This is a genomic window from Nocardioides flavescens (assembly GCF_009823805.1).
In the GTDB taxonomy this organism is placed as follows: Bacteria; Actinomycetota; Actinomycetes; order Propionibacteriales; family Nocardioidaceae; genus Nocardioides; species Nocardioides flavescens.
On the sequence record NZ_WUEK01000003.1, the window covers coordinates 145620 to 172060 of the forward strand.

Consider the following 26441-nt stretch of genomic DNA (forward strand, 5'->3'; position numbering starts at 1 on the left):
CATGATCAGCGGTCGCGACAAGCGGGCGTTCGACGCCTTCGTGCGCGACCACTCCGACCGGCTGGTGCGCACCGCGCACCTCCTGGTCGGCGACGGCGGCCACGCCGAGGACATCGTGCAGACGGCACTGCTGCGCACCGCGCGTCGGTGGCGTACGGCGCGCGCGGCCCCTGAGGCCTACGCCCGCACGGTGGTCGCCAACCTCGCCAAGGACCGCTGGCGCCACCTCGGGCGCCGCCCGCCGGAGGCGCCGCTGGCGACCGGGCACGAACCGTCCCGTGCTGACGCCTCCGACGCGCTCGCCGAGCGCGACGCGCTGCTCGCGGCGACCCGGGCGCTGCCGCAGGGCCAGCGTGCCGTGCTCGTGCTGCGGTTCTTCGAGGGGCTCAGACGGGTAGCCGGTCGGCGCGTGCCTCGACCAGCGGCGCGGGCGCGGTGAGGCGCCACGCCTCGAAGACCAGCTCGGCGAGCTCGTCGCGCTCGACGCCCTCGAGGTGGACGACCACCCACCCGAAGGCGCCGGCGGTGAACTGCACCTCGAACACCTCCGGCCGTTCCGCCACGAGCCCGAGCTGCTCGGCCAGGGTCTGCTTGAGGCCCACGGTGACCGTCGCCGGCCAGAGATAGCCGAAGGTCTGCCGGGCCACCTGGAACCGCAGCCACCGGTCGTGCTCGCTGCGCGTGACGTCCTCGAGCTGGCCGACCAGCTCGAGGACGTCGTCGACTCCGCACCCCACGGGCAGGAAGGTAGCGACCTCCACCGACGCAGGTGACGGCTCAGCAGACCGGTCAGCAGACCGGTCAGCAGACCGGTCAGCAGACAGAGTCGGTGGGCCTGGGGTTGGTGAGCCCGAAGAGGGGCCGCAGGGCGAGTCCACCGACGGTGCCGACGACGGCCATGACGCCCCAGAGCCAGCCGTGCAGGCTGAAGGAGGCGATGCCGCCGAAGTAGGAGCCGATGTTGCACCCGTAGGCGAGGCGGGCGCCGTACCCCATGAGGACACCGCCGATGACCGCGCCGAGGGCCAGCCGGGCGGGGATGCGGCGGTGCAGGACCCACTGCCCGGCCATCGCCGAGGCGATGAGGGCGCCGACGATGATGCCGAGGTCCATGACCGAGGTCTTCTCGACGAAGATCCCGGCCTCGAACTTCGCGAGGTTGCCGGGGTCCTGCCAGAAGCCCCAGCCCAGCACGTCGACGCCGACGAGCTCGAGCAGCTTCGAGCCCCACAGAGCGAAGGCGAAGGTGATGCCCCACGCGCCGCCGGACACGACGAGCGTGAGGGCGTTGAGCCCGGCGAGCAGCAGCGCGCCGACCCAGAGCGGCCAGCTCCCGCGTACGACGCGCCCGGCGCCGCGGGCGACCGGGGGCTGCTCGACCGGGGGCACCGAGCCACGGCGGCCGATGACGTAGGTCAGGGCAGTGATCGCCGCCATGACGGTCAGGGAGATCGCCAGCGCGCCCGGGTAGCCGCCCCACTGCGTGAGGGAGACGGGGTCGTGCGCGGGCAGGGAGTTCCACCACGGCAGGTGGTAGGCGCCCAGCGTCGCGCCGGCGACGAAGCCGGTGAGGGTGATGACGATCGCCGACTGGCCCGAGCCGATCGCGAAGAGCGTGCCGGAGGCGCAGGAGCCACCGAGCTGCATCCCGACGCCGAAGATGGTCGCGCCGACGAAGAGCCCCCAGCTGATCGGCGCCAGCGACGGGGTCACGGGCACGTCGCGGAACGACACCTGGGTGGCCAGGATCGGCGCGAACAGGATGCACGCAGCGGCCAGCATCAGCATGTGCGCTCGCAGGGCCTTGCCCTGGCGGACGGCCACCAGCTGGCGCCACGCCGAGGTGAAGCCGAACCGGGAGTGGAACAGCACCAGCCCCAGCGCGAGGCCGATCACGAACAGCAGGCCGGGCACCTCGCCCTTGGTCGTGAAGAGGAACCCGCCGAGGGCCAGCGCGCTGCCCACCCCGGCGAGCACGACCGGAACCTGCGGCGGTGGTGCCTCCTGAGGTGGTGGAGCGAGGTGCTGCGTGGCGTGGTCGAGTGCCATGACGAGCTCCTTCCGACGACGGGTGCCGTCGGCGCTGTGCCGACCGAAGCGGTGCCCGGTCGAAGCAGTGCCCGATCGGCGCGGGTCTCAGGGCCGTTCGGGTGGAGTACGCCGCGCGGGGGTGTGACGAGCGGTTCCCGGGGAAGGAGGTGTGGACCCTCGCAACCCCGGGAGCCCACCGTGCACGACGCGCTGATCTACGTCTCGCTCGCCACCCTCGCGCTCGTCGTCGTCGACGCCTGCGTGCTCGGTGCCGTGGTCGCCGGCCGGCTCTCCGAACGCCGCCACGCGGCGCGCACGCGGACGCCCGCGCCCGTGCCGGCGCCGGACCACGACGCACCTATCGAGACGGTGCTGTACGTCGTCCCGATCGAGCACGATCCGCAGGCTCTGCTGGCCGCCCTGACCCGCGCCGGTTACCCGACCGCGGTGGACCCGATCGACGAGCGCACGGTGCTCGTCGGATGCCCGGCGGGCGTTGCGCACCGTGACCGGCTGCGGGTCGTGCTGTGGCGCGAGGTGCGCCGCACCCGCACGCCGGGAGCCGAGCTCGGGCCGGTGCGCTTCGCCGACGAGGGCTGACCGCGGCCCGTCCCGGGGCCATCAAGAGCCACTTGACCGAGTCGCGCGGGGTCGGGAGTCTCGCTAGGTTCCTGCCCGATGCGACCCCTCACGCGCAGGTCCCTGGTGCGTGGTGCCGCCCTCGCCGCACCCGCAGCCACGGTCCTCACCGATGCCCCCGCCCGTGCCCTCTCCCGAGGCTGTGCCCCCGCTGCCGACGTACCCCGCCTGCTCGCGCAGGACATGAGGGGCCGGCACGCCGGCCTCATGCACGGCGTGCCGCTGAGCTACAACTGGGCCCACGGGCCCCGGGTCGGGCAGGGCAGCCACCCCGGCCCGTTCCACGCCATCAGCGCGTGGGGGCAGGTCTACGAGGCCGCCGACGGCAGCCCGGCCACCAACGTGCGCGTGGCGTGTCGTGAGATCTCCGTCTGGCTGCTGATGCGCAGCGGTCGCTGGCGCCGGGTCAACGCCTCGCGGGCGGTCAACGGCGCCAACTACGTCGAGGACTTCTCCGGCAACGCCAGCAAGCCCACCGACCTGCGCACCGAGCCGGGCGGGGCGGTCTCGGCCACCCTCGGCGGCGGCTGGAACTTCCACCTCTACTCCACCCGCGCCCGGGCCGTCATCGACCCGGCGCAGGTCGAGGGCGTGGTCTCGCTGTTCTCGGCGAAGGTCGTGATGGACGACCCGTCCGGTCCCGACCAGCGCCACCTGGCCCGCTGGCTGGCCAGCGCCGGCGCCGACTACTGGCTCGACTCCACCGTGGCCCCCGCGCCCGGCACCGTCGCCGACGCCGGGATCGGCAAGGCGCGCTGGGTCACCCCGCAGTGGCGCACCTTCACGATGTCGACGCTGTCGCGGCGCCGCCTGGAGCGATCCGCGCCGCCGGTCTGCCTGCTGGGGCGCTAGGGCGTGTCGCCTCAGTCCTCGTAGTCGCCCGCGCGGCGTCGCATCGGACCCGGACTGCGTTGTCGTCGCCCGCCGTGGCGCCGCCACGGCGGGCTCCTCCGCCTTGCCAGCTCCGCGCGACCCCACGCCTGGTCCCACGCAGACTCAGGAGACACGCCCTGGACGACCCGCCCGTCAGAGGGCGACGTGCAGGATCCGGTCGTCGCCCGGGCCGGGGTCGGTGCGCCCGTCGCGGTTGGAGGTGCCGACCCACAGCGAGCCGTCCGGAGCGGCGACGACGGCGCGGATCCGCCCGAACTCGCCGGCGAGGTGGCGTCGGGTGCGTCCGGCGTCGGGGCCCTCCAGCTCGACCGACCACAGGCACTCGCCACGCAGGGCGCCGAGCCAGGCCCGCCCGCGGGTGATCGCCAGGCCGGCCGGTGAGCACTCCTCGACCGGCCACTGGGCGAACGGGTCCGCGAACCGGCCGCCCGAGTCGCCCTCGACCTCGGGCCAGCCGTAGTCGCGCCCGCCGCGCAGGAGGTTCAGCTCGTCGGCGCCCTTGTCGCCGAACTCCGAGGCCCACACACGGCCTCGCTCGTCGAGCGCGAGCCCCTCGACGTTGCGGTGGCCCCGGGTCCAGACCCGGCTCGTGGCCCCGGGCGGCGCCGCCCCGGTGTCGGTCACGCGCAGCACCTTGCCCTCCAGGGCACCCGGGTCGGGGGCCGCGTCGGGGCGCTCGGCGTCGCCGGTGGCGACGTGCAGCAGGCCGTCGGCGAAGAGCAGCGCGCCGCCGTTGTGGTGCACCGAGGCGGCGATGCCGTCGAGCACGACCTCCGGCTCGCCGAGCCGGGCCCGCGCGGCGTCGTACGACATCCGGACGACGCGGTTGCCCTCGCCGACCGAGGCGTAGGCGTAGACCCAGCCGTTCGTCGCGAACTCCGGGTGCAGCGCGAGGCCCAGCAGCCCGCTCTCCCCGGCCTCGTCGACCCGGCTGCGCACCGTGATCCGGCCCACGGGCTCCGCGCTGCCCGGCGACACCCGGAGCACCCGGCCGGTGTCGCGCTCGCCGACCAGCGCCGAGCCGTCGGGCAGGAACGCCATGCCCCACGCCACCGCGAGGCCGGTCGCGACCTCGCCCGCCACCTGCGGGTCGGGGGGCGAGCTGGCGGTGGGGGTCTCCGCGGCCGTGGCCGTGGCTGTGGGAGTGGGGGTGGGCGTGTCGCTGGGGGTGGGGCCCGGACCAGGGCTCGGTACGGCGGACGGCGGGTCGTCCGCCGAGCAGCCGGCCAGCGCGGCGAGGCCCAGCGCACCCCCGCCGAGGAGCGCGCGGCGCGTGGTGCGCCGGGAGGTCAGGACGACCCGCCCGCGACCCACTGCCAGGAGGCGAGGACGGACTCGACGAGGTCGGGGTCGGCCTTCAAGTCGCTCGGGCGGAGGGTGAACGAGACGTTGACGACTCGACCGGCGCGCTCGGTCATCACGTCGACGACGGTGTTCCCGCCCTCCTTGTAGGTGATGACGCCTGCCAGCGTGCCGTCGTCACCGAGGCTCACGTCCGGGAGCCTCGTGGCGCCCTTGGGCGCCTGGTCGAGTGCCACCTGGACCCGGGCGTCCAGCGGGGCGGCCGAACCGAAGGCCGCCATGTCGCCGACGATGACGAGTCCGCCGCCGCCGGGCCGGCGGGCACTGTTCTGGTCCTGGGAGATCCCGCCGTCCTCGACCCACCCGTCGGGGGCTCGGAAGCTCGACGTGCCTACGGCGATCAGTGGCCCGGTCGCCGGCGCGACCGACGGTCCGGTCGAGGTGCTGGCCGACCCGCTGGTCTGGACCTCCGAGGGACGCTCCGAGGGGCTCTGGGCCGGGCTCGAAGCGGCGCTGCTCTGCTCGGGGGACGCAGCGTCGCCGGGGTCGTCGTCGGTGCCCGAGGAGCAGGCGGAGAACGCCGCAGCAGCGATCGCGGTCACGACCGCGGCGCTCAGGGATCGGGAGCGGAGGGGACCGTTCGAGGACCTGTGCACGCTCTCCAAGGTAGCGGGGTGTGGCCAGAGTGCCGTCCCGGCGATGTCGCCGACAGCGGCACCGGCAGGCGGCGGGAGGTCAGGACGGCCCGCCCGCGACCCACTGCCAGGAGGCGAGGACCGACTCGACGAGGTCGGGGTCGGCCCTCAGGTCGCTCGGGCGGAGGGTGAAGGCGAGGTTGATGGTGCGCCCGGCGCGGGTGGCGATGAGTCTGACGGTGGTGTTGCCACCCTCCTTCCAGGTGAGCTGCGCCGCGACGGTGCCGTCGTCGCCGAGGGCGGTGTCGGGCAGGCGGGTCGCGCCCTCGGGGGCGTTCTCGAGAGTGACCTGGGCGAGCGTGTCCACGGCCGATCCGAGGCTCTCCATGTCGCTCACCGTGATCACTCCTCCGCCGCCGGGCCGGCGAGCGCTGTTCTGCTGAGTGGAGATGCCGCCGGCTTCGATCCAGCCGTCGGGGGCACGGAAGCTGGCGGTGCCGACAGCGATCAGGGGGCCTGTCGCAGCGGTGTCGGAGGACTCCGTCGACGGGCTGTCCGGGACGCTCGCGGTGGCGCTGGTCTGGACCTCCGACGGGCCGGCGCTCGGACTCGACGAGGGGCTGACGGATGCGGATGCCGCAGCCTCGTCCGGAGCGTCGTCGTCGCTCGACGAGCAGGACGTCAGGGCCAGAGCGGCAGCTCCGGCCACGACCAGTCGAGCGCCGGCGGAGACCTTGTTCGACTGCAGCACCTCCTCCACGGTAGCCGGCAGTGCGGCCGGCTTGCAGTTTTCACAGCCGCTCGGTTGGGTAGAGGTCGCCGGCACGAGCAACCGCTTTACTCGGAAGGATGGGGCCCTCCGGTGCTTCTCACGGACTTCGGATTCAGCCAACCGCTGGTCGAACAGATCATGGACTATCTCGACACCTCGTCTCAGAGGCTCGAGGAAACACAGCCGCAGCCGGTCGGCAAGCGGGCCTTCGGCAGTTCTCCGTCGAGCGTCGCCTGTGCGTCCGACGCCGACAAGGCGAAGGACCACGTACGCACGGCCCTCAGCGACATGGCGGCCGGCCTGCAGCACTACCGTGCCGGCTTCCACGAGATGAGCCGTCGAGCGGAGGACGTCGAGGTCGCGACGACCACCGAGCTGCAGCAGCAGTTCAACCAGGCAGAGGCCTGCCAGGCGCCGACCTTCGCCTCCCCGAGCCAGTGCGTGGTGCCGGGCACCAGCGCGGAGGACGGGCAGTGACGCGCCCGCCGAGCCTCGACAAGCTGCGCGACTTCGTCGAGGCGGGCGACCCCGACGCCCTCGACGCCGCCTACGCCGAGTGGAACCAGGGCTCGGTCCTTCTCGACCAGGTCCACATGGAGCTGCTGTTGAAGGTCCAGGAGATGGAGGGCTCGACCGGCGCGGAGTTCACCGGCGTCAACGGTGACACCGCCGAGGCCGCGAAAGCATCCTTCAAGACGACCGCTGAGTCGATGAAGAAGAAGTCGAAGGAGATGCAGGACGGCGCCCTCGCCTTTCAAGCTGCTGCATCCGCGCTTCGCACGGCCAAGAAGCGGCACGACGCGATCGCGGCCACGGTGCCCGGTGCGATGCCGACCAAGCCGACCCCGTCCCCGGGCCCCTCGACCGACCAGGACGTCGCCAAGCAGGCGGCCTACGACACGGCGATGAGCAACTACAACTCGGCGATGAGCACCGCCGAGTCCGACGCGCAGGCCGCGATCGACAACCTCCAGTCCAACCACGACACCCAGGCCGCGGTCTTCCAGAAGATCCACGGTGAGAAGCAGGACGACGGCAGTGGCGGCGGGGGTGGCGGCGGCACTGGTGGCTCTGGTGGCGGTGGTGGCTCCACCGGGACGCCCCAGGGTCCCGGCAACAACGCCCACGTGGTCGGGCCGATCAAGCCGACCGGCCCCACCCCGTGGCCGCCGCATCCGCCGGTGTTCCCGCCTCAGCCTCCGCAGCCACCGGTGCTGATCCCGCCCAACCCGACCCCGGTCACCCCGACCCCGACCGGGCCGAGTGGTGTCGATCCGTCGACGCCGCTGGGCACGCCGCAGGGCCCGGGCGTGACCGGTCCCGGCGCGCCGGTCATCGGCAGCCCCGGCTCGAGCGGTGGCCTCGGCAACGCCGCCGGCGGTGTCGTCGGTGGTGTCTCCGCGGCCGGTGTGGCCGGTGGTCTCGCCGGCATGGCCGGGATGGGCGGCGTGAGCGGGCTCAACGGCACCGCCGGGATCGGGGGCCGCGGCAGCCTCTCGGCCAACGGCGTCCGTGGCATCGGTGCGACCTCGCGCGCCGGCGGCTCGGGCTCGGTGCTCGGCCGCGGCGGTGCCGGGACCGGTGCCGGTGGCACGCGCGGCGGTGCGGGCGCCGGGGGCACCCGTGGGGGTGCCCGTGGTGCCGGTGGCACCCGCGGCTCCGCCGGCTCCCGTGGCTCGCGCGGTGCGGCGGGCTCCAAGGGAGCGGCCGGCTCGCGCAGCGGTGCCGGTGCGGGCGGGCGCAACGGCCGCCGCAAGGACGACGAGAAGCGCGGCTCGACCCAGGACCTGTTCGACGACGGCTTGGACTGGATCGACGACAGCGACGCGCAGCCGGGCGTCATCGACTGACATCAGTCTGACGCCCGGCCGGCGGCCGGCCCCGCCTCTGCTCAGAGGGTGGGGACGGCCGCCAACGCTGCCGTGAGCTGCTCCTCGGGGAAGTCCAGGTCCTGCATGCGGCCGGTGAGGTAGGACTCGTAGGACGCCATGTCGAGGTGACCGTGGCCGCACAGCGCGGTGAGGATCGTCTTCGACTCGCCGGTCTCCTTGCAGCGGCGGGCCTCGCGGATCGCCGCGGCGATGGCGTGGGTCGGCTCGGGGGCCGGCACGATGCCCTGGGTGCGGGCGAACATCAGCGCGGCCTCGAAGCACTCCAGCTGACCGATCGACTCCGCCTCGGCCAGGCCGAGCTCGTAGACGTGGCTCACCAGCGGGGCCATGCCGTGGTAGCGCAGACCGCCGGCGTGGATCGGGTCGGGGATGAAGCCGTGGCCCAGCGTGTGCATCTTCATCAGCGGGGTCATGCCGATGGCGTCGCCGAAGTCGTAGCGGTACTCACCGCGCGTCAGGCTCGGCGCCGCGGCGGGTTCGACGCAGCGGATGACGGGGTCCATGCGGCCGGCGAGCTTCTCGCGGATGAAGGGGAACGACAGGCCGCCGAAGTTCGAGCCGCCGCCGGTGCAGCCGACGATGACGTCGGGGGTGGCCTCGGCCTGCTGCATCTGCAGCAGTGCTTCCTCCCCGATCACGGTCTGGTGGAGCAGCACGTGGTTGAGCACCGAGCCGAGGGCGTAGCGCGTGTCGTCGCGCTGCAGCGCCGCCTCGACCGCCTCGGAGATCGCGATGCCCAGCGAGCCGGGGGAGTCGGGGTGCTCGGCCAGGATGGTGCGGCCGGCCTCGGTCAGCTCACTCGGGCTGGCGTGCAGCGTCGCGCCGTAGATCTCCATCATCGTGCGGCGCGCGGGCTTCTGGTCGTACGACGAGCGGACCTGCCACACCTCGCAGTCCATGCCGTACTGCGCGGTGGCGAAGGCCAACGAGGTGCCCCACTGACCGGCACCGGTCTCGGTCGTGAGCCGGGTGACGCCCTCCTGATGGTTGTACCAGGCCTGCGGCACGGCGGTGTTGGGCTTGTGCGACCCGGCGGGCGAGACGCCCTCGTACTTGAAGAAGATCTTGGCCGGGGTGTCGAGGAGCCGCTCGAGGCGCCGGGCGCGCACCAGCGGCGAGGGTCGCCAGATGCGGTAGACGTCGAGGACGCCACCCGGGATGTCGACGTACTGCTCGGTGCTGACCTCCTGCTCGATGAGCGCCATGGGGAACAGCGGGGCGAGGTCGTCGGGGCCGACGGGCTCGTGGGTGCCCGGGTGCAGCGGCGGCGGCGGGGGCTCCGGCAGGTCGGGGACGACGTTGTACCACTGCGTCGGGATCTGGGTCTCGTCCAGCAGGAACGTCGAGCGCTCGGTCGTCATGCGGCTCATCCTCACCACGGGGCCCGAGGGGCGCCACCGGATGTCCACGGGTTGTCCAGGGCCGCCGCCGGTGGGATGATTGCAGACCGATCGGTCAGTAAATCTGGAGGTGCCGGTGACCACCACCCAGGAGCTGCAAGAGCTGCAGGAGGGGTTCGACGCCGTCGTCGCCCGCGGCGACCGCATCGAGCCGCGCGACTGGATGCCCGAGGGCTACCGCAGGACGCTGGTGCGCCAGATCGCCCAGCACGCGCACTCCGAGATCATCGGCATGCAGCCCGAGGGCGCGTGGCTGACCCGCGCCCCGTCGCTGCGCCGCAAGGCGATCCTGCTGGCCAAGGTGCAGGACGAGGCCGGCCACGGGCTCTACCTCTACTCCGCCGCCGAGACCCTCGGCGTCTCGCGCGCCGAGCTGACCCGGATGCTGCTCGACGGCCGGCAGAAGTACTCCTCGATCTTCAGCTACCCGACGCTCGGCTACGCCGACGTCGGCACGATCGGCTGGCTCGTCGACGGCGCCGCGATCTGCAACCAGGTGCCGCTGTGCCGCACGTCGTACGGCCCCTACGGCCGGGCGATGGTGCGGGTGTGCAAGGAGGAGTCGTTCCACCAGAGGCAGGGCTTCGAGCTGCTGCTGACGATGATGAGCGGCACCGACGAGCAGCAGGCGATGGTGCAGGAGTCGGTCGACCGGTTCTGGTGGCCGGCGCTGATGATGTTCGGCCCTCCGGACGCCGACTCGCCGAACACGGCGCGGTCGATGGCCTGGGGCATCAAGCGCCACACCAACGACGAGCTGCGCCAGCGCTTCGTCGACATGACCGTGCCGCAGGCCGAGGCCCTCGGCGTCACGCTGCCCGACCCCGAGCTGCGGTGGAACGCCGAGCGCGGGCACCACGACTTCGGCCAGCCCGACTGGGACGAGCTCGCTCGCGTCGTCTCGGGCGGCGGGCCGTGCAGCGCCGAGCGGATCGCCCACCGCCGCCGCGCCCACGACGACGGCGCCTGGGTGCGCGAGGCGGCGACGGCGTACGCCGCGCGGCAGGCGAGCGGTTTCGAGACAGGACTTCGTCCTTCCTCAACCACCGGGACGGTGGTTGAGGAGGTTGCGCAGCAACCGTCTCGAAACCACGGAGCCGAGGCGTGAGCGGCGAGGAGCGGGAGTGGCCGCTCTGGGAGGTGTTCGTGCGCGGCAAGCGGGGTCTCAACCACGTCCACGTCGGCTCGCTGCACGCCGCCGACGCCGAGATGGCACTGCGTCACGCTCGCGACGTCTACACCCGACGCGGCGAGGGCGTCTCGATCTGGGTCGTGCCCGCGGCGTCGGTCACCGCGTCGAGCCCCGACGAGAAGGACCCGCTCTTCGCCCCGGCGGGCGACAAGGTCTACCGCCACCCGACGTTCTACGACGTGCCGGAGGGGGTGCCGCACCTGTGAGCGAGACGTCTGCCGAGACGCCCTGGGCCTTCGGCGCCGCGCCCGACCCCGAGGACGTGCTCGCCGGGGTCGACACCCGGGTGCCCGAGGGCGTGGACGCGACCGGGCTCGCCGAGCTCTGCCTCGCCCTCGGCGACGACGCGCTGGTCCTCGCGCACCGGCTCAGCGAGTGGTGCAGCAACGCCCCCGACCTCGAGGACGACATCGCCCTGGCCAACGTCGCACTCGACCTGCTCGGTCAGGCCCGGCTGCTGCTGGCCCGCGCCGCGGCGGCCGACCCAGGACTCGTCGGGCGGCTGGTGCCGGGCCTCCCGGCGGGCTCGCCCGCGCTGCCCGAGGACGCGCTGGCCTTCTTCCGCGACCCCGACGCGTGGCACTGCGCGCGGTTCGTCGAGGTCGAGAACGGCGACTTCGCGCATACGATCGCACGGCTGGCGGTCTTCGCGACGGTCCGCCTCGCGGCGTTCCAGCGGCTCGTCGAGCACCCCGACCCGGTGCTCGCCGCGGTCGCGGCCAAGGCCGTCAAGGAGCTCGCCTACCACCGCGACCACGCCGGGCGGTGGTTCCTGGTGCTGGCCCAGGGCACCGAGGAGTCGCGCCGGCGGCTGCTCGAGGGTCTGCGCGCGCTCTGGCCCCTGCACGACGAGCTCGCGCGGGCCTACGACCTCGACGGGGCGCGGGCCGAGGCCGAGGTGGTGCTCGACCAGCTGCTGGCCGTAAGCACGGTCGAGCGTCCCGCGGTGGCGCCGTACGACGGGCCCCGGCACACCGACGACCTGACCCGGCTGCTCGCCGAGATGCAGTCGGTGGCGCGCGCCCACCCGCTGGGGGTCTGGTGACGCCCACCGTGACTCCCGCAGAGATCGCGGGCGCCGTCCGCGACCCCGAGATGCCGATGCTCACCCTGGCCGACCTGGGCGTGCTGCGCGGGGTCGAGGAGCGGGACGGCGAGGTCGTCGTGACCCTCACCCCGACCTACTCCGGCTGCCCGGCGATGGCCGCGATGCGCGACGACGTCGTGCGCGACCTGGCCGCTGCGGGCTGGACGGCGCGGGTCGAGGTCGCGCTGGCGCCGGCGTGGTCGAGCGACTGGATCACCGAGCGCGGCCGCGCCGCCCTGCGCGAGCACGGTGTCTCGGCGCCGGGCCCGGCCCCCGCGCACGAGGGTCCGGTGCCGCTGCGGCTGCTGCCGACCGCCCGGGCGCTGCGCTGCCCGCGGTGCGGCTCGGCGCACACCCAGCTCACCTCCGAGTACGCCGCCACGGCGTGCACCGCGCTCTACCGCTGCCGCGACTGCGGCGAGCCGTTCCCGCACGTCAAGGAGGTCTGAGGTGGTGACCGCGACCGTCGCGCGTGCCTTCCACCGGCTGCGGGTGGCCGAGGTGGAGCGGCTGACCGACGACGCGGTGGCGGTCACCTTCGACGTCCCCGACGCCCTGGCCGCCGAGTTCGCCTTCGTGCCCGGCCAGTCGCTGACGATCCGGCGTCCGGGCGTCGACGGGGTCGAGCAGCGGCGGCAGTACTCCATCTGCGCCCCCGCGGGGACCCGTCCCCGGGTCGGCGTCCGCGAGGTGCCCGACGGGGTCGTCTCCTCGTGGCTCGTGCGTGGGCTGCGCGAAGGCGACGAGGTCGAGGTGCAGCGTCCGAGCGGGCGGTTCTGCCCCGACCCGGCGCTGCTCGAGGGCGGTCGGCACCTGTGCATCGCCGCCGGTTCCGGCATCACCCCGACCCTGTCGGTCGCCGCGAGCGCACTGGCGTCCGGGGGGCACGTCGCCCTGCTCTACGGCAACCGGACGAGCGCGTCGGTGATGTTCGCCGAGGAGCTCGCCGACCTCAAGAACCGCCACGGCACCCGGCTCCAGCTGGTGCACGTGCTGTCGCGGGAGCCGCGCGACGTCGAGCTGTTCTCGGGACGGCTCGACGCCGCGCGGCTGCGCCGCCTGCTCACGAGCGTCACCCCCGCGGCGGCGTACGACCACGTCTGGCTGTGCGGTCCCCACGCGATGGTGACCGACGCCCGGGCGGTGCTCGCCGAGCTCGGCGTGCCCGAGGAGCGCGTGCACCTCGAGCTGTTCCACGTCGACGAGCCGCCGCCGCAGCCGCGGCGCGACGCTGCCGTGCCCGCGGGCGCCACCACCCGGGTGACGGTGGTGCTCGACGGGGTGCGCACCACCGCGGCGCTGCCGCGCGACCGCACCGTGCTCGACGGGGCGATGGGCGTGCGCGCCGACCTGCCGTTCGCGTGCAAGGGCGGAGTGTGCGGCACCTGCCGGGCGCGCGTGGTCGAGGGCGCGGTCGACATGCGCCGCAACCACGCGCTCGACCCCGCCGAGGTCGAGGCCGGGGCCGTGCTGACGTGCCAGTCGTTCCCCGTCGGCGACGCGGTCACCGTCGACTTCGACGCCTAGGAGCAGCCTCCTAAGACGGTTCAGGCGTCTGGGCGTCGAGGCCCTCGAACGTCAGGGTGACCACCGTGTCGGCCAGCGTGTCGGCGTCGAGGCTCCCGGTGGCGGCATACCACTCCACCAGCGAGTTGACCATGCCGAAGACGAGCCGGCTGACCAGCTCGGGATCGAGGTCCGAGCGGAGCGTGCCCTCGTCCCGGGCCGCAGCGACCAGGGCGGCCAGCTCCGCGTCGATGCGCCGGCGACGGCGCAGGGCGTCGCGCTCGGTCGGGGAGTTGCCGTGCACGCGCAGTAGCAGGGTCACCGCGGGCTGTCGCTCGACGAGCACCTCGACCGAGCGGCGCACGACACGGCGCAGCCGCTCGTGGGCCGCACCGTCCTGCTCGCGGGACTCGACGAGCGCGTCCTCCAGCCCGCCGAGCGCGCTGTCGAGCGCCTCGGCGAGCAGCGACTCCTTGGACTCCACGTGGTGGTAGACCGCGGACTTGGTCACGCCCAGCTCGGCGGCCAGGTCGCCGACCGAGGTCGCGTCGTAGCCCTTGCGGTTGAACAGCGCGATCGCCGCCGCCACGACCGCGGCCCGGTCGTGGCCGGGCCGCCCCCGCCGCGCCGGCGCTGTGTCCTCCACCACGGCTCGAGCCTAGGGTGAGTCGCCCACGCCCCGCCGTACGTCAAAATGAGCCTGACCGAGGGGTGGTGGGGTGTCGTACGTCGTGGTGGTGGTCGACCTGGTGCCCGTCGAGGGCCGTCGGGAGGAGCTCGTCGACCAGTTGCGGCGCAACTCCGAGCGGGTGCTCGCCCTGCGCGTCGGCTGCCGTTCGTACTTCATCGACGACCGGGGTCCCGACGGGCCCGTGGTGGTGCTGACGAAGTGGGACAGCGAGGCGGCCCTGCGCCGCCACCTGGCCGGCCCGACCGCCGCGGAGGTCGTCGACTCGCTGGTGGGGCTCCTCGCGACACCGATGGTGCCGCGGATCGTGGCGGCGCGAGACACGCCGCACGTCCCCGCTACGACGCCCCGCGCCAGTCGACGGCCGCGACCAGGTGCGAGCCCGACAGGCCCTTGAGCCGCACCTCGCGCTCGTCGACCAGGGCCAGGTCCGGGCAGTCCTCGATGGCCGCGGCCACGGTGTCGCTGACGAGGATCTCGCCGCCCTCGGCCAGGGCGGCCACGCGCGCCGCCTGTGCGACGTTGCGACCGAAGATGTCGTTGTCGCGGTGCACGACGTCGCCGTGGTGGATGCCGATGCGGACGAGCACCGCGGCCCGGCCCCCGCGGCGACCCTTCTCGAACGCCTCCTGCACCGCCACCGCCGCGCGGACGGCGGCCTCGGGCCGGGCGAACGCCGCCATGAACCCGTCGCCCTGCGTCTTGACGACGTGGCCGCCGTGCCGCTCGATCGCCGAGCGGAGCGCCGCGTCGTGGCGCGCCAGCAGCCGCACCCACTCGCGGTCGCCGAGCCGCTCGTTGAGCTCGGTCGAGCCCTCGATGTCGGAGAACAGGATCGAGACGCTGCCGTCCTCACCGGCCAGCAGGCGCAGCGCCGGCCGCTCGACCTGGGCCCACCCGGCGAGGTCCTCGATCGAGGAGCGCAGGGCGCCCCCGATCCCCTTCTCGCGCACCAGCGCCGCGGTCTCCCAGACCGCCTTCACGGCCTCCTCGGGCTTGGGCACGAGGCGTCTCGGACGCCGCGTGCGCCCGGTGCGGTCGCGCGCCGCCGCGAGCTCCTGACGGGTGCGGGCCAGGCGACCGCGGGTCACCAGCCACAGCGTCAGGAACGTCCCCACCAGCGCCGCCTCGACGCAGACCGCGACGACGAACAGCGCGACCCCCGTCGTACCCACCTCGTCATGCTGGCAGATCGGGCCGTGGTCTCGAGACAGGACTTCGTCCTGCCTCGACCACCGCGTGATCCACGAGCCGTTGGCGAGGAGGTCGTGCAACGGCCGTCTCGAAACCACCCCGAGGTGGGCGCGGAGGCGTCACCTAGCCTCGGGTGGTGACGACGTCCCTGCTCTCGGCGCGCTACCGCTGGGCGACGATCGGCACGGTCGGGCTGGTGTTCCTCGGGGCGTTCGAGTCGCTGGCGGTCACGACGATCATGCCGACGGTGAGCGCCGAGCTCGACGGCCGGTCGTGGTACTCCGCTGCCTTCTCGGCCACCCTCGCCGCGAGCGTCGTCGGCATGGTCGCGGGCGGGCTCTGGGCTGACCGGAGCGGTCCCCGCCGCCCGTTGCTCGGCGCCGTCGCCGTCTTCGCGACGGGGCTGCTGCTCGCCGGGCTGGCGCCGGGCATCGAGCTGTTCGTGCTGGCGAGGTTCGCCCAGGGACTGGGCTCGGGCGCGATGGTGGTGTCGCTGTACGTCGTGGTCGCGCGTCTCTACGCCCCCGTCGACCACCCGCGCATCTTCGGGGCGTTCGCAGCGGCGTGGGTGATCCCCTCGATGGTGGGTCCCTCGGTCGCGGGGGTGGTCGCCGACACCGTCGGCTGGCGCTGGGTCTTCCTCGGGGTGGTCGTGCTCGCGCTGGCTGCCCTGGCCGCGGTGCTGCCCGCGCTGCGCCGCTTCGAGGACGCGCCGGAGCCGGCCGCCGCCGCGACGGGGGCCCGGCTGCTGCTCGCCGTCGTCGTCGCCCTCGCCGTCGTCGGACTCGACCGGGCCGGGCGCGCGCCCGGCGTGACGGCGTACGTCGGGGCGGGGCTGACGCTGCTCGTCGTCGTCCTCGCGGTGCGCCCGCTGCTGCCGCCCGGCACCCTGGTCGCGCGCCGCGGGCTGCCGTCGGTGATCGCTCTGCGCGGGGTCATCGCGGCGACGTTCTTCTCCACCGAGATCTACCTGCCCTACCTCCTCCAGCAGCACTACGACCTGCCGACCTGGCTGTCGGGGATCACGCTCACCGTCGGGGCGATCGGGTGGGCCGCCGCCTCGCAGCTCCAGGCGCGGCTCGGCGCGCGCCTGGAGCACGTCCGGGCGCTCGAGCTCGGATCGGTGCTGCTGTGGGCGGGCATCGCGGGCGAGCTGGTCGCCGCCTGGGCGCACCTCACGCCGTGGCTCGTGGTCGCCGCGTGGGTGCTGGCGGGTGCGGGGATGGGGCTGATGTACCCCCGCATCAGCGCGCTGGTGCTCGCCGCGTCGACCCCGGCCGACCAGGGGGCGCACACGTCGGCGATGTCGATCGCCGACGCCGTCGGCGGCTCGACCGCGGTCGCGGTGACGGGGCTGCTGTTCGCGGCCGTCGGCACCGAGGCCGAGTGGGCGCCGTTCGCGGCCGTCTTCGCCGCGACGACCGTCGTCGGCGGCGTGAGCGTGGTGGTCGCCCGCCGCGCCCGGGTCGCCGGGACGGGTCAGCGACCGTCGAGGGCGGCGACCTCCGCGCCGGCGACGTAGCGCACGAACCAGTCCGTGCTGCCGGCCGAGACCGACTCCACGACGCCGCGCCGCACGCGGGCGGTCACGGTGGGGTGGCCCGGGTCGTCGCCGCCGAGCAGCCGTCGGCGTCGCTCGTCGTTCTCCCGGGCGACCGCGACGTCGATGCGGCCCGAGCCGCCGTGGGAGCCCACCGCCGTGATCGAGGCGAAGCGGTCCTGCTCGAGCCCCACGAGCAGGACGGAGCGGTCGGCACTGGTCGAGAAGCCGGAGCGGGTGCGCCGCAGCCGCTCTGCGGTCAGACCCAGCAGCGGCAGCAGGTAGCCCAGGACGTCCTCGACCTCGCCCTCGGCGAACCAGGTCGTGCTGAGCGGCGCCATGAAGGCGCGGTGCGCCACCTGGCGCGGATGACGCGGGTGCAGGCCCGGATCGACGATGCGGAGAGCAGGTCCCGTCTGGACGCTGCGGATGCGGAAAGACTGCGCTGACGACACGTCGACCCCCTGGTATCGAAGCCCCCCGCCTCCTCTGCCAACGGTAGGACGGCACCGCGGCCGTCTTCCGTGGACTTCCTCGAATCCACCCGTTCGGGTGAGGTTCCGAACCGCGGGGGGCCCGTCTTGGGCGGACCTGCCATGCTCTCGGCATGAAGGGTGCGGCCAAGCGGGTCGGCGTCGAGGTCGTCGGCTGGTTGCTCGTCGTCGCGGGCATCGCCGCGCTGATCCTGCCGGGGCCGGGGCTGCTCATGCTCGCGGGTGGGCTGGTCGTGCTCAGCCAGCAGTACGAGTGGGCCGAGCGCCGCGTCGAGCCGATCAAGCGCGAGGCGCTCAAGGGCGCCGCCAACTCCGTCGAGACCTGGCCCCGCATCGTCGCGACGTGCCTCGGGATCGTGCTGCTCGTGGCCGCCGGCGTGCTGTGGTACGTCCGGCCCGCGATGCCGGAGTGGTACCCCCTCTCCGAGCGCTGGTGGCTGCCGGGCGGCAAGGCCACCGCGATCACGCAGTTCGCCTCCGCCGTGGTGGCGGTGGGCCTGCTGATCTGGTCCTACCGGCGCTTCCACGGCAAGCCCGAGGAGATCCGTCGCATCGAGCAGCAGGCCGACGCCGACGACGACCGCGAGGGCTTCTTCGGCCGCTGAGCCGCGATCGGTGAGTGTCGGCGGCGCCGCATAGGGTCGGCGCCGTGGTGCTGCACCTCCACCGCGCCCCGCGGACCGACCTCCTCGCCGACGCCCTCGGCGAGCTGCTGTCGAGCCCGCAGGCCGACCCGTTCGAGCGCGAGCTGGTGCTGGTCTCCGCGCGTGGGATGGAGCGGTGGCTGAGCCAGCGGCTGAGCCACCGCCTCGGCACGAGCCCGGGCCGCGCCGACGGCGTGACGGCGGGCGTCGACTTCCGATCGCCCCGCTCCCTGGTCGCCGAGCTCACCGGCACCGGCGACGACGACCCGTGGGGTGCCGACCGGCTGGCCTGGCCGGTGCTCGCCGTCCTCGACCGCTGCCTCGACGAGCCCTGGGCCGGCACGCTCGCTCGCCACCTCGGCCACCTCGACACCGGGGACGAGGCGGAGTTCCGCCGCGCCCGGCGCTACGCCGTCGCGCGCCGCCTCGCGGGGCTGTTCGCGGCGTACGCCGCCCAGCGGCCGCAGGTGCTCGCCGACTGGTCGGAGGGTGGTTCGGGCGACGGGATCGGCGGCGTGGTCGACGCCGACCTCGCCTGGCAGCCCCACCTGTGGCGGGCCGTCGCGGCGGAGGCGACCGCGTCGGGTGTGGCGGAGCTGCCCCACGAGCGGCACGCCTCGACGCTGCACCGGCTGGCCGAGGGCCCGAGCGTCCTGCCGGAGAGGGTCTCGCTGTTCGGTCACACGCGCCTGCCGCGCACCGAGATCGAGCTCCTCCTCGCCCTCGCGGGCCACCACGAGCTGCACCTGTGGCTCCCGCACCCCAGCGACGCGCTGTGGCGGCGCCTGCGCGACCTGCGGGACCCGGTCCCGCGGCACGACGACCTGAGCCACCGCCGCGTCGGCCACCCGCTGCTCGCCTCGCTCGGGCGTGACCAGCGCGAGCTCGAGCGGGGCCTCGGCGAGCTCACCGGGGGCGTCGCGGTGGACGAGGCCGTCGGCCCCGAGCCCGAGGTGCGGGCGACCCTGCTCGGCTGGCTCCAGTCCGACCTCCGGGCCGACGAGGTCCGACCCGCCGGTCGACGGCTCGCCGGGGACGACCGCAGCGTGCAGGTGCACGCCTGCCACGGCCCGGCTCGTCAGGTGCAGGTGCTGCGGGAGGTGCTCCTCGGACTCCTGCAGGACGACCCGACCCTCGAGCCGCGCGACGTGCTCGTCATGTGTCCCGACGTCGAGCGCTACGCCCCCCTCGTCTCGGCGGCGTTCGGTCTCGGCGACGTCATCAGCGGCAGCCACCCGGCGCACCGGCTGCGGGTGCAGCTGGCCGACCGCGGGCTGGCGGGCACCAACCCGCTCCTCGAGGTCGCCTCGCGGCTGCTCGACCTCGGCGGCGGCCGGGCGAGCGCGAGCGACGTGCTCGACCTCGTGCAGTCCGGGCCCGTCCGACACCGGTTCGCGCTGACCGACGACGACCTCGACACGCTGACGACGTGGGTCCGGGAGGCCGGCGTGCGGTGGGGGTTCGACGCGGCCCACCGTGAGCCGTTCGGCCTGCGCTACCTGCAGAACACCTGGCGCTTCGGCCTCGACCGCGTGCTCGTCGGCGTGGCGCTCTCCGACGACTCGCGCGGCTGGCTCGGCACCGCACTGCCGCTCGACGACGTCGGCTCCCACCGCGTCGAGCTGGCCGGGCGCCTCGCCGAGCTGCTCGACCGGCTCGTCGAGACGACCGACCGCCTCAGCGGCACCCGCCCGCTGCGCGAGTGGCTCGCCGCGCTGCAGGACGGCGTGGCCGCGCTGACCTCGGTCTCCCGCGCCGACGCCTGGCAGGTCGGGCAGCTCCAGCGCGAGCTCGCCCGGGCCACCCGCGACGCCGCCGGCCGCGACGACAGCGCGATGCGTCTCGGCGACGTCCGGGCCCTGCTCGACGACCACCTCGCGGCCCGCCCTACCCGGGCCAACTTCCGCGCCGGCAGCCTCACCGTCGCGACCCTCGTGCCGATGCGCTCGGTGCCGCACCGCGTCGTGTGTCTGCTCGGCCTCGACGACGGCGCCTTCCCCCGCCAGCGCTCCGTCGACGGCGACGACGTGCTCGCGCGCACCCCGGTCACCGGCGAGCGCGACGTCCGTTCCGAGGACCGGCAGCTGCTCCTCGACGCCGTGGGCTCGGCGACCGAGCGCCTGGTCGTCACCTTCACCGGTCGCGACGCCCACAGCGGTCAGCCGCGCCCGCCCGCCGTACCCCTCGGCGAGCTGCTCGACGCGCTCGACCGCACCACCGAGGAGCCGGTCCGCAGCCGCGTGGTCGTCGACCACCCGCTGCAGCGCTTCGACCCCCGCAACGTCGAGCCGGGCCGGCTCGGCGCGCCCGGGCCCTTCACGTTCGACCCGCAGATGGGGGCCGCCGCCCGCGTCGCGCTCGGCCCGCGGCCGGCGCCGCCGGATTTCCTGCCCGAGCCGTTGCCGGTCCCGGCGGTGCTCGACGACGTCTCGCTCGCCGAGCTCGTGACCTTCTTCCGCGACCCGGTCAAGGGCTTCTTCCGGGCCCTGGACCTCACGCTGCCCTGGGACGTCGACGGCGTCAGCGACGCCATGCCCGTCGAGATCGACGCCCTGGAGACCTGGGGCGTGGGCGACCGGATGCTCGACGACATGCTCCGCCTGGTCCACCCCGACCAGGCCCGCGCGATCGAGTGGCGCCGAGGCGCGCTGCCGCCCGGTCAGCTCGGCTGGCGCAAGGCGACCGAGGTGCGGGAGACCGCGATGAACCTCGCCCGTGCCGCCCTCACCCACCGCCAGGTCCAGCCGCGGGCACGCGACGTCGACATCGAGCTGCCCGGCGGGCGCCGCGTGACCGGCACGGTGACCCCGGTCTACGGTGACCGGCTCGTCGCCGTGGGCTACTCCCGCCTCGACGGCAAGCACCTGCTGGAGTCGTGGGTGCGGCTGCTGGTGCTCGCCGCGGGCCACCCCGAGCACAACTGGACCGCCCTGACGGTCGGCCGGGCGCCGCGCGGGCCGCAGGCCGCCGAGCGCCTCCTCGGGCCCGCCGTCGAGGAGCCGCTCGGTCTGCTGCGCGACCTCGTCCAGCTCTACGACGACGGCCGTCGCGCGCCCCTGCCGCTGCCGCTCAAGACGAGCTTCGCCTGGGCGCAGGCCGTCCACGTCGGCGTCGACCCGTTGCCCGAGGCGCTCAAGAAGTGGCGCTCCGACCGCTACCCGGGGGAGGACGCCGACCCGGCGGTCGTGCGGGTCTGGGGCGAGCGCACCCCGCTGGAGGAGCTGCTGCCCGCGATGGTGCCGCTCGCCGAGCGCCTGTGGCTGCCGCTGCTGCGCAGTGAGCGGGGGCCGGTGTGAGCACGACCTTCGACATGCGCGACCCCCTGCCGGCCGCGGGCACCACCACGGTGCTCGAGGCCAGCGCCGGCACCGGCAAGACCTGGGCGCTCGCCGGCCTCGTCGCCCGCTACGTCGCCGAGGGTGCGGCGTCGCTCGACGACATGCTGCTGATCACCTTCAGCCGCGCCGCGACCCAGGAGCTGCGCGAACGCGTCCGCGATCGGCTGGTCGAGGTCGCCGAGGCGCTCGCCGACCCGGTTCGCGCGGCCGGCTCCGACGACACCCTGCTGGACCACCTGCTCGACTGCGACGAGGCCGAGCGCGCCCTGCGCCTCGAGCGCCTGCGCGACGCGCTCGCCGGCTTCGACGCCGCCACCATCGCCACCACCCACGAGTTCTGCCACCTGGTGCTGCGCTCGCTGGGCGTCGCCGGCGACACCGACGCGGGCGTCGAGCTGCGCGAGGACCTCGGCGAGCTGCTCGGCGAGGTCGTCGACGACCTCTACCTCCAGCGCTTCGGCGACGAGCGCGACGCGCCGCCGCTGACCCGCGCCGAGGCGAGTGAGCTCGCGGCGACCGTCGTCGCCAACCCCCGGGTGCGGCTCCTGCCGGACGACCCCGACCCGGACTCGCCGGCCGGCACGAGGCGAGCGTTCGCGGACGACGTGCTCCGCGAGCTGGAGCGGCGCAAGCGGCTCCTCGGCATCGTGGGCTTCGACGACCTGCTCGGCCGGCTCGCGGTCGCGCTCGAGGCGCCCGACGCCCCGGCGCGCGAGCGGATGCGCCGCCGCTGGAGCGTGGTGATGGTCGACGAGTTCCAGGACACCGACCCGGTGCAGTGGGAGGTCATCGAGCGCGCCTTCGCCGGCGCCGCGACGCTCGTGCTCATCGGCGACCCCAAGCAGGCCATCTACGCCTTCCGCGGCGGCGACGTCGCGACCTACCTGCGGGCCCGGGCCGGCGCCGACACGCTGCTGAGCCTCGACACCAACCACCGCTCCGACGCCCCGCTGGTCGAGCGGGTGGGGGCCGTCCTCGAGGGCGCCGCGCTGGGCCACGACGAGATCGTCGTGCGCCCCGTCGTCGCCCGCCGCGAGGGCAGCCGGATGCAGGGCGCGCCCGAGCCCGACCCGTTCCGGCTGCGCCTGGTGCAGCGCGAGACCTTCGGCGTCCGCGGTCACCGCACCATCGCGATGCCCGAGCTGCGGCCGTGGGTGGCGACCGACCTGGCGCTCGACGTGCAGCGGCTGCTCGCCTCCGACGCGACGTACGACGGACGGCCGGTGCGCGCCGGCGACGTCGCGGTCATCGTCGAGACCCACGTCGACGCGCGAGCGGTCCGCGACGCGCTCGTCGAGGCGCGGGTGCCCGCGGTCTACACCGGCGACACCGACGTCTTCTCCTCGGTCGCGGCCGAGCACTGGCAGTGCCTCCTGGAGGCCTTCGAGCAGCCGCACCGCGCGGGGCTGGTGCGAGCCGCCGCCGCGACGTCGTTCTTCGGCCACACGGTCGCGGAGATCGCCGACGACCGTGTCGCCGGAGGGCTGGTCACCGACTCGCTCACCGACTCGGTCGCCGACACCCTGCGGCGCTGGGCCGACCACGCCCGGGCGCGCGGCGTGGCCGCGGTGCTGGAGGCGGCCTACGTCGCCGGGATGGCCGAGCGGGTGCTCTCGTGCCAGGGCGGCGAGCGGCTGCTGACCGACGTCGAGCACCTGACGCAGCTGCTCCACGACGTGGCGCACCGCGAGGGCCTGGGCCTGCCGGCACTGCTGCAGTGGCTGCGCACCCAGCGCGAGGAGCGGGCCGGCGCCACCGAGCGCAACCGGCGCCTCGACAGCGACGCCGAGGCGGTGCAGATCATGACCGTCTTCGTCAGCAAGGGGCTGCAGTACCCCGTCGTCTACCTCCCCTTCGCCTTCAACCGCTACGTGCGCCCGCGCGAGACGGTCCTCTTCCACGACGAGGCCGGCGCGCGCTGCCTCGACATCGGCGGACGTCAGCAGCCCGGGCGCCGCGCGGTCGAGGAGCGCGGGCGCGAGGAGGAGGCCGGCAACGACGTCCGGCTCGCCTACGTCGCCCTCACCCGCGCCCAGTCGCAGGTCGTCGTCTGGTGGGCCCCGTCGTGGGACGAGGTCAACGGCGGGCTGTCCCGGCTGCTGCGCGGTCGCCGTCCCGGTCAGGCCCACGTGCCCGCCCAGCTCGACGACCAGCGCCAGCGCATCTCCGACGCCGACGTCGAACGCGGGCTGCGCGCCTGGCACCGGGCCGGTGGTCCCAGCGTCGAGATCGCCACCCACGGGACGCCCCCGGCCCACCCCGTCCCCCCGGCCATCAGCGGACCGCTCCGCGCCCGCGACTTCGACCGCGCGATCGACGTCGAGTGGCGGCGCACCTCCTACTCCGGCCTCGTGCGCGCGGCCGAGGAGGCCGCCGGGGTCACCTCCGAGCCCGAGCTGTCCGTGCGCGAGGACGAGCTCGTCGCCGGGGTCGCCGACGAGGTGACCGACGGGTCGAGCGACGGCGTCCTCGAGCTGGTCGCCGGGGCCGAGCCCACCGTGGCCTCGCCCATGGCCGAGCTCCCCGTCGGGGCGACGTTCGGCTCGCTGGTGCACGGTGTCCTCGAGGTCGCCGACCCCGACGCCCCCGACCTCGAGGACGAGCTGCTCCGCCACGTCGAGGAGCAGCGGGCCAACTGGTCGGTCGAGGCGTCCTCGACCGCGCTCGCCGCCGCGCTGGTCCCCCTGCACCACACCTCGCTGGGCCCGCTGGCCGGCGGCCGGACCCTGGGCACGACGCCGCTCGGTGACCGCCTCTGCGAGCTCGACTTCGAGATCCCGCTGGCAGGCGGTGACCGCGCGGACTCCTCCGGGGCCGACTCCTCTGGGCAGGTGACGCTCGCCGACGTCGGGCACCTGCTGCGCCGCCACCTCGAGCCCGGCGATCCGCTGCGGCCTTACGCCGACCGCCTGCTCGCACCAGGGCTCGGCGGGCAGAGCCTGCGTGGCTACCTCTCCGGATCGATCGACGTCGTGCTGCGGCTGCGCACCCCCGACGGTCCGCGCTACCTCGTCGCGGACTACAAGACCAACTGGCTCGGCCCCTCCGACGAGCCGCTCACGGCCGCGGCGTACACCCGCGACCGGCTGGTCGAGGCGATGCTGCACTCCGACTACCCGCTCCAGGCGCTGCTCTACGTCGTGGTCGTGCACCGCTACCTGCGCTGGCGCCAGCCGGGCTACGACCCGGCGACCCACCTCGCCGGCGTGCTCTACCTCTACGTCCGCGGCATGTGCGGCCCCGAGACGCCCGAGGTCGACGGCCACCCCGCCGGGGTCTTCTCGTGGCTGCCACCGGCCGCGCTGGTCACCGCGCTCTCCGACCTGCTGGACGGTCACCCGGACGGTGCCCTGTGACCGAGTCCGTCGTAGACCCGCACGCGTGGCGCCTCGCCGCGTCCGCGACCGGGCTCCTGCGCACCTTCAACGACGCGGAGGTGCTCGACGCCGCCGACGTGCACGTGGCGCAGCGACTGTGCGAGCTGGCCGGCGAGGACGACCCGGCCGTCGCGCTCGCGGTGGCCTGCGCGGTGCGCGGTGTGCGGGGCGGCTCGGTCTGCGTCGACCTCGTCGGGCTGGTGGCCGACCCGCTGCTCTCCGAGCTGCCGTGGCCCGAGCCCGAGGCGTGGCTCGACACCGTCGAGGCGAGCCCGCTCAGCACCGGGGAGACCCCCGCCCTGCGGGTGCTGGCCGCCGCCGACGGCAGCCGGCTGCTCTACCTCGACCGCTACTGGCGCGAGGAGGAGCAGGTCTGCGACGACCTGCTCGCCCGGCCCGCGGTCGACGACTCGTCCGACCCGGCGCCCGACGACGCGTGGCTGGACGATGCGCTCGACCGGGTCTTCGAGCGCGAGGGCTACGACGAGCAGCGCGCCGCCGCGCGCGTCGCGCTCCGCCACCGCACGAGCGTGCTCACCGGCGGCCCGGGCACCGGCAAGACCACCGCGGTGGCCGGTCTGCTCGCCCTGCTGGCCGAGCGCGCCGAGCTCGACGGGTCACCGCGGCTGCGGATCGCGCTCGCCGCCCCGACCGGCAAGGCCGCGGCCCGGCTGCAGGAGGCCGTGCAGGAGCGCGTCGCGGCCCTGCCCGCCGCCGACCAGCAACGTCTCACCGGGCTGCGCGCGGTGACGCTGCACCGGCTGCTCGGCCCACGGCCCGACACGTCTTCGCGCTTCCGCCACCACCGCGACAACCGACTGCCCCACGACGTCGTCGTCGTCGACGAGACCTCGATGGTCTCGCTCACGATGATGGCCCGGCTGCTCGAGGCCGTGCGCCCGACCAGCCGACTGATCCTCGTCGGAGACCCGTTCCAGCTCGCCTCCGTCGAGGCGGGCGCCGTGCTCGCCGACCTCGTCGATGCGCGCGTCCCTCAGCAGCCGTTCGGCGTGGTGCGGCTCGAGACGTCGCACCGGTTCGGGCACACCATCGGAGAGTTGGCCGAGGCGGTGCGCAGCGGTGACGCCGAGCGCGCCGTCGCCCTGCTCGATGCCGGCGCGGAGGGTGTCGAGCTCGTCGCCCCGGGCGACGGCACGGACTCGGCGGTCCGGGTGCGCGAGCTCGTCGCGCCCCACGCGCTCGCGGTGCTGCGCGCCGCCGAGGCCGGTCGCGCCGACGAGGCACTGCGCCTGCTCGACCAGCAGCGGCTCCTGTGCGCCCACCGCGAGGGGCCGTTCGGCGTGCGCCACTGGAACGCGCAGGTCGAGCGCTGGCTCGCCGAGGAGACGGGCGAGCCGCTCTGGTCCTCGTCGTACGCCGGCCGCCCGGTGCTGGTGACCGCCAACGACTACGGCCTCGGCGTCCACAACGGAGACGTCGGCGTCGTCGTGCGACCTCCCGGCGACCGCGGTCCGCAGGCGCTGCGGGCGGCCGTCGCCTCGAGCGGCGGGCGCCTGGACCTCGCGACGAGCCGGCTCTCGCAGGTGGAGACCATGCACGCCCTCACCATCCACAAGAGCCAGGGCAGCCAGGCCGGCACGGTGGTGGTCCTGCTGCCCCCGCCGGAGTCGCGGCTGCTGACCCGCGAGCTGTTCTACACCGCGATCACGCGGGCGGTGGAGCGCGTGGTCGTGGTCGGCTCGCCCGACGACGTGCGGGCCGCGGTGGAGCGCCGGGCGCTGCGTGCGACCGGTCTGCGCCAGCGCCTCACCCAGCGGACGGCGAAACACGGGTGACACCGAGATCGCCTAGTCTC

General features: G+C 74.6%; 25 protein-coding genes. 16 read left to right on the forward strand and 9 right to left on the reverse strand.

Going from position 1 to position 26441, the window contains the following annotated elements:
• Position 1: 1 nt before the first annotated feature.
• Positions 2 to 439, forward strand: coding sequence for a sigma-70 family RNA polymerase sigma factor (locus GRQ65_RS05820; RefSeq protein WP_160876143.1), 438 nt, complete (start codon positions 2 to 4; stop codon positions 437 to 439).
• Here the strand turns inward: GRQ65_RS05820 and GRQ65_RS05825 are convergent.
• Both GRQ65_RS05825 and GRQ65_RS05830 read right to left on the reverse strand, forming a co-directional pair.
• The gene (locus GRQ65_RS05825) at positions 387 to 737 is read right to left on the reverse strand and encodes an MmcQ/YjbR family DNA-binding protein (RefSeq protein WP_160876585.1); all 351 of its coding nucleotides are present in this window, start codon (positions 735 to 737) and stop codon (positions 387 to 389) included. The genes GRQ65_RS05820 and GRQ65_RS05825 overlap by 53 nt on opposite strands.
• A gap of 76 nt (positions 738 to 813) precedes the next feature.
• Positions 814 to 2049, reverse strand: a complete 1236-nt coding sequence (locus GRQ65_RS05830) for a YeeE/YedE family protein (protein WP_160876145.1) — start codon at positions 2047 to 2049, stop codon at positions 814 to 816.
• 180 nt (positions 2050 to 2229) lie between these two features.
• Between GRQ65_RS05830 and GRQ65_RS05835 the strand changes: the two genes are divergently transcribed.
• Positions 2230 to 2631, forward strand: coding sequence for a hypothetical protein (locus GRQ65_RS05835; protein WP_160876147.1), 402 nt, complete (start codon positions 2230 to 2232; stop codon positions 2629 to 2631).
• A 78-nt stretch (positions 2632 to 2709) separates the two neighbouring features.
• Positions 2710 to 3522 carry a hypothetical protein gene (locus GRQ65_RS05840; RefSeq protein WP_160876149.1) on the forward strand — a complete coding sequence of 271 codons (813 nt, stop codon included), beginning with the start codon at positions 2710 to 2712 and terminating at the stop codon, positions 3520 to 3522.
• 174 nt (positions 3523 to 3696) lie between these two features.
• Here GRQ65_RS05840 and GRQ65_RS05845 read toward each other — a convergent pair whose 3' ends face one another.
• The 3 genes from GRQ65_RS05845 to GRQ65_RS05855 form a co-directional block, all read right to left on the reverse strand.
• Entirely contained in the window at positions 3697 to 4878 is a 1182-nt protein-coding gene (locus GRQ65_RS05845) for a PQQ-dependent sugar dehydrogenase (protein WP_337191512.1), read from the reverse strand.
• The gene (locus tag GRQ65_RS05850) at positions 4854 to 5468 is read right to left on the reverse strand and encodes a hypothetical protein (RefSeq protein ID WP_160876151.1); all 615 of its coding nucleotides are present in this window, start codon (positions 5466 to 5468) and stop codon (positions 4854 to 4856) included. Before GRQ65_RS05850 ends, GRQ65_RS05845 begins: the two co-directional genes overlap by 25 nt.
• 133 nt (positions 5469 to 5601) lie before the next feature.
• A complete protein-coding gene (locus GRQ65_RS05855; RefSeq protein WP_160876153.1) occupies positions 5602 to 5898 on the reverse strand; it encodes a hypothetical protein in 297 nt (98 codons plus the stop codon).
• A gap of 513 nt (positions 5899 to 6411) precedes the next feature.
• On the opposite strand from GRQ65_RS05855, the gene GRQ65_RS05860 reads away from it, so the two are divergent.
• Both GRQ65_RS05860 and GRQ65_RS05865 read left to right on the forward strand, forming a co-directional pair.
• Complete coding sequence (locus GRQ65_RS05860) at positions 6412 to 6750, forward strand: hypothetical protein (protein ID WP_160876155.1); 339 nt, start codon at positions 6412 to 6414, stop codon at positions 6748 to 6750.
• Positions 6747 to 8123 (forward strand): hypothetical protein, encoded by a 1377-nt coding sequence (locus GRQ65_RS05865; protein ID WP_160876157.1) that lies wholly within the window; start codon positions 6747 to 6749, stop codon positions 8121 to 8123. The genes GRQ65_RS05860 and GRQ65_RS05865 overlap by 4 nt, the downstream gene beginning before the upstream one ends.
• Before the next feature lie 41 nt (positions 8124 to 8164).
• Here the strand turns inward: GRQ65_RS05865 and GRQ65_RS05870 are convergent, their stop codons facing one another.
• On the reverse strand, positions 8165 to 9526 hold the full coding sequence (locus GRQ65_RS05870) for a TrpB-like pyridoxal phosphate-dependent enzyme (protein WP_160876159.1): 1362 nt from the start codon (positions 9524 to 9526) through the stop codon (positions 8165 to 8167).
• Between the two features lie 115 nt (positions 9527 to 9641).
• Here GRQ65_RS05870 and paaA point away from each other — a divergent pair, with 115 nt between their 5' ends.
• The 5 genes from paaA to paaE are packed head-to-tail and all read left to right on the forward strand — an operon-like array spanning position 9642 to position 13371.
• The gene (gene paaA / locus GRQ65_RS05875; RefSeq protein WP_337191513.1) at positions 9642 to 10673 is read left to right on the forward strand and encodes a 1,2-phenylacetyl-CoA epoxidase subunit PaaA; all 1032 of its coding nucleotides are present in this window, start codon (positions 9642 to 9644) and stop codon (positions 10671 to 10673) included.
• On the forward strand, positions 10670 to 10963 hold the full coding sequence (gene paaB, locus GRQ65_RS05880) for a 1,2-phenylacetyl-CoA epoxidase subunit PaaB (RefSeq protein ID WP_160876162.1): 294 nt from the start codon (positions 10670 to 10672) through the stop codon (positions 10961 to 10963). The genes paaA and paaB overlap by 4 nt, the downstream gene beginning before the upstream one ends.
• On the forward strand, positions 10960 to 11802 hold the full coding sequence (gene paaC, locus GRQ65_RS05885; protein ID WP_160876164.1) for a 1,2-phenylacetyl-CoA epoxidase subunit PaaC: 843 nt from the start codon (positions 10960 to 10962) through the stop codon (positions 11800 to 11802). Before paaB ends, paaC begins: the two co-directional genes overlap by 4 nt.
• An 8-nt stretch (positions 11803 to 11810) precedes the next feature.
• Entirely contained in the window at positions 11811 to 12293 is a 483-nt protein-coding gene (gene paaD, locus GRQ65_RS05890) for a 1,2-phenylacetyl-CoA epoxidase subunit PaaD (protein ID WP_337191514.1), read from the forward strand.
• A 1-nt stretch (position 12294) separates the two neighbouring features.
• Positions 12295 to 13371, forward strand: coding sequence for a 1,2-phenylacetyl-CoA epoxidase subunit PaaE (gene paaE / locus GRQ65_RS05895; protein WP_337191515.1), 1077 nt, complete (start codon positions 12295 to 12297; stop codon positions 13369 to 13371).
• 10 nt (positions 13372 to 13381) lie between these two features.
• On the opposite strand, the gene GRQ65_RS23845 is transcribed toward paaE, so the two are convergent.
• The gene (locus GRQ65_RS23845) at positions 13382 to 13999 is read right to left on the reverse strand and encodes a TetR-type transcription factor C-terminal domain-containing protein (protein ID WP_160876166.1); all 618 of its coding nucleotides are present in this window, start codon (positions 13997 to 13999) and stop codon (positions 13382 to 13384) included.
• 70 nt (positions 14000 to 14069) lie between these two features.
• On the opposite strand from GRQ65_RS23845, the gene GRQ65_RS05905 reads away from it, so the two are divergent.
• Positions 14070 to 14435 (forward strand): antibiotic biosynthesis monooxygenase, encoded by a 366-nt coding sequence (locus tag GRQ65_RS05905; protein WP_160876168.1) that lies wholly within the window; start codon positions 14070 to 14072, stop codon positions 14433 to 14435.
• Here GRQ65_RS05905 and GRQ65_RS05910 read toward each other — a convergent pair.
• A complete protein-coding gene (locus GRQ65_RS05910) occupies positions 14377 to 15213 on the reverse strand; it encodes an adenylate/guanylate cyclase domain-containing protein (RefSeq protein WP_160876170.1) in 837 nt (278 codons plus the stop codon). The genes GRQ65_RS05905 and GRQ65_RS05910 overlap by 59 nt on opposite strands.
• A 155-nt stretch (positions 15214 to 15368) precedes the next feature.
• Here GRQ65_RS05910 and GRQ65_RS05915 point away from each other — a divergent pair, with 155 nt between their 5' ends.
• Positions 15369 to 16754, forward strand: coding sequence for an MFS transporter (locus GRQ65_RS05915; protein WP_202387668.1), 1386 nt, complete (start codon positions 15369 to 15371; stop codon positions 16752 to 16754).
• On the opposite strand, the gene GRQ65_RS05920 is transcribed toward GRQ65_RS05915, so the two are convergent.
• Positions 16712 to 17227 carry a hypothetical protein gene (locus GRQ65_RS05920; RefSeq protein WP_160876172.1) on the reverse strand — a complete coding sequence of 172 codons (516 nt, stop codon included), beginning with the start codon at positions 17225 to 17227 and terminating at the stop codon, positions 16712 to 16714. The genes GRQ65_RS05915 and GRQ65_RS05920 overlap by 43 nt on opposite strands.
• Before the next feature lie 152 nt (positions 17228 to 17379).
• Here GRQ65_RS05920 and GRQ65_RS05925 point away from each other — a divergent pair, with 152 nt between their 5' ends.
• Genes GRQ65_RS05925 through recD form a run of 4 tightly spaced genes read left to right on the forward strand, consistent with a single transcriptional unit; the run spans position 17380 to position 26421 of the window.
• Positions 17380 to 17871 carry a PGPGW domain-containing protein gene (locus tag GRQ65_RS05925; protein ID WP_160876174.1) on the forward strand — a complete coding sequence of 164 codons (492 nt, stop codon included), beginning with the start codon at positions 17380 to 17382 and terminating at the stop codon, positions 17869 to 17871.
• 44 nt (positions 17872 to 17915) lie between these two features.
• The gene (gene recC, locus GRQ65_RS05930) at positions 17916 to 21206 is read left to right on the forward strand and encodes an exodeoxyribonuclease V subunit gamma (RefSeq protein WP_160876176.1); all 3291 of its coding nucleotides are present in this window, start codon (positions 17916 to 17918) and stop codon (positions 21204 to 21206) included.
• Positions 21203 to 24604, forward strand: a complete 3402-nt coding sequence (locus tag GRQ65_RS05935; protein ID WP_337191516.1) for a UvrD-helicase domain-containing protein — start codon at positions 21203 to 21205, stop codon at positions 24602 to 24604. Before recC ends, GRQ65_RS05935 begins: the two co-directional genes overlap by 4 nt.
• Positions 24601 to 26421: an exodeoxyribonuclease V subunit alpha gene (gene recD, locus GRQ65_RS05940; protein WP_160876178.1), complete on the forward strand. Its 1821-nt coding sequence runs from the start codon at positions 24601 to 24603 to the stop codon at positions 26419 to 26421. The genes GRQ65_RS05935 and recD overlap by 4 nt, the downstream gene beginning before the upstream one ends.
• The last annotated feature ends 20 nt before the right edge of the window (positions 26422 to 26441 follow it).

Bases quoted from the DNA above. Each gene is read 5' to 3' on its own strand.
- GRQ65_RS05840 (WP_160876149.1), top strand. From the start codon at position 2,710: ATGCGACCCCTCACGCGCAGGTCCCTGGTGCGTGGTGCCGCCCTCGCC.
- GRQ65_RS05860 (WP_160876155.1), top strand. From the start codon at position 6,412: ATGGACTATCTCGACACCTCGTCTCAGAGGCTCGAGGAAACACAGCCG.
- GRQ65_RS05870 (WP_160876159.1), bottom strand. From the start codon at position 9,526: ATGACGACCGAGCGCTCGACGTTCCTGCTGGACGAGACCCAGATCCCG.
- GRQ65_RS05925 (WP_160876174.1), top strand. From the start codon at position 17,380: ATGAAGGGTGCGGCCAAGCGGGTCGGCGTCGAGGTCGTCGGCTGGTTG.
- GRQ65_RS05830 (WP_160876145.1), bottom strand. From the start codon at position 2,049: ATGGCACTCGACCACGCCACGCAGCACCTCGCTCCACCACCTCAGGAG.
- GRQ65_RS05820 (WP_160876143.1), top strand. From the start codon at position 2: ATGATCAGCGGTCGCGACAAGCGGGCGTTCGACGCCTTCGTGCGCGAC.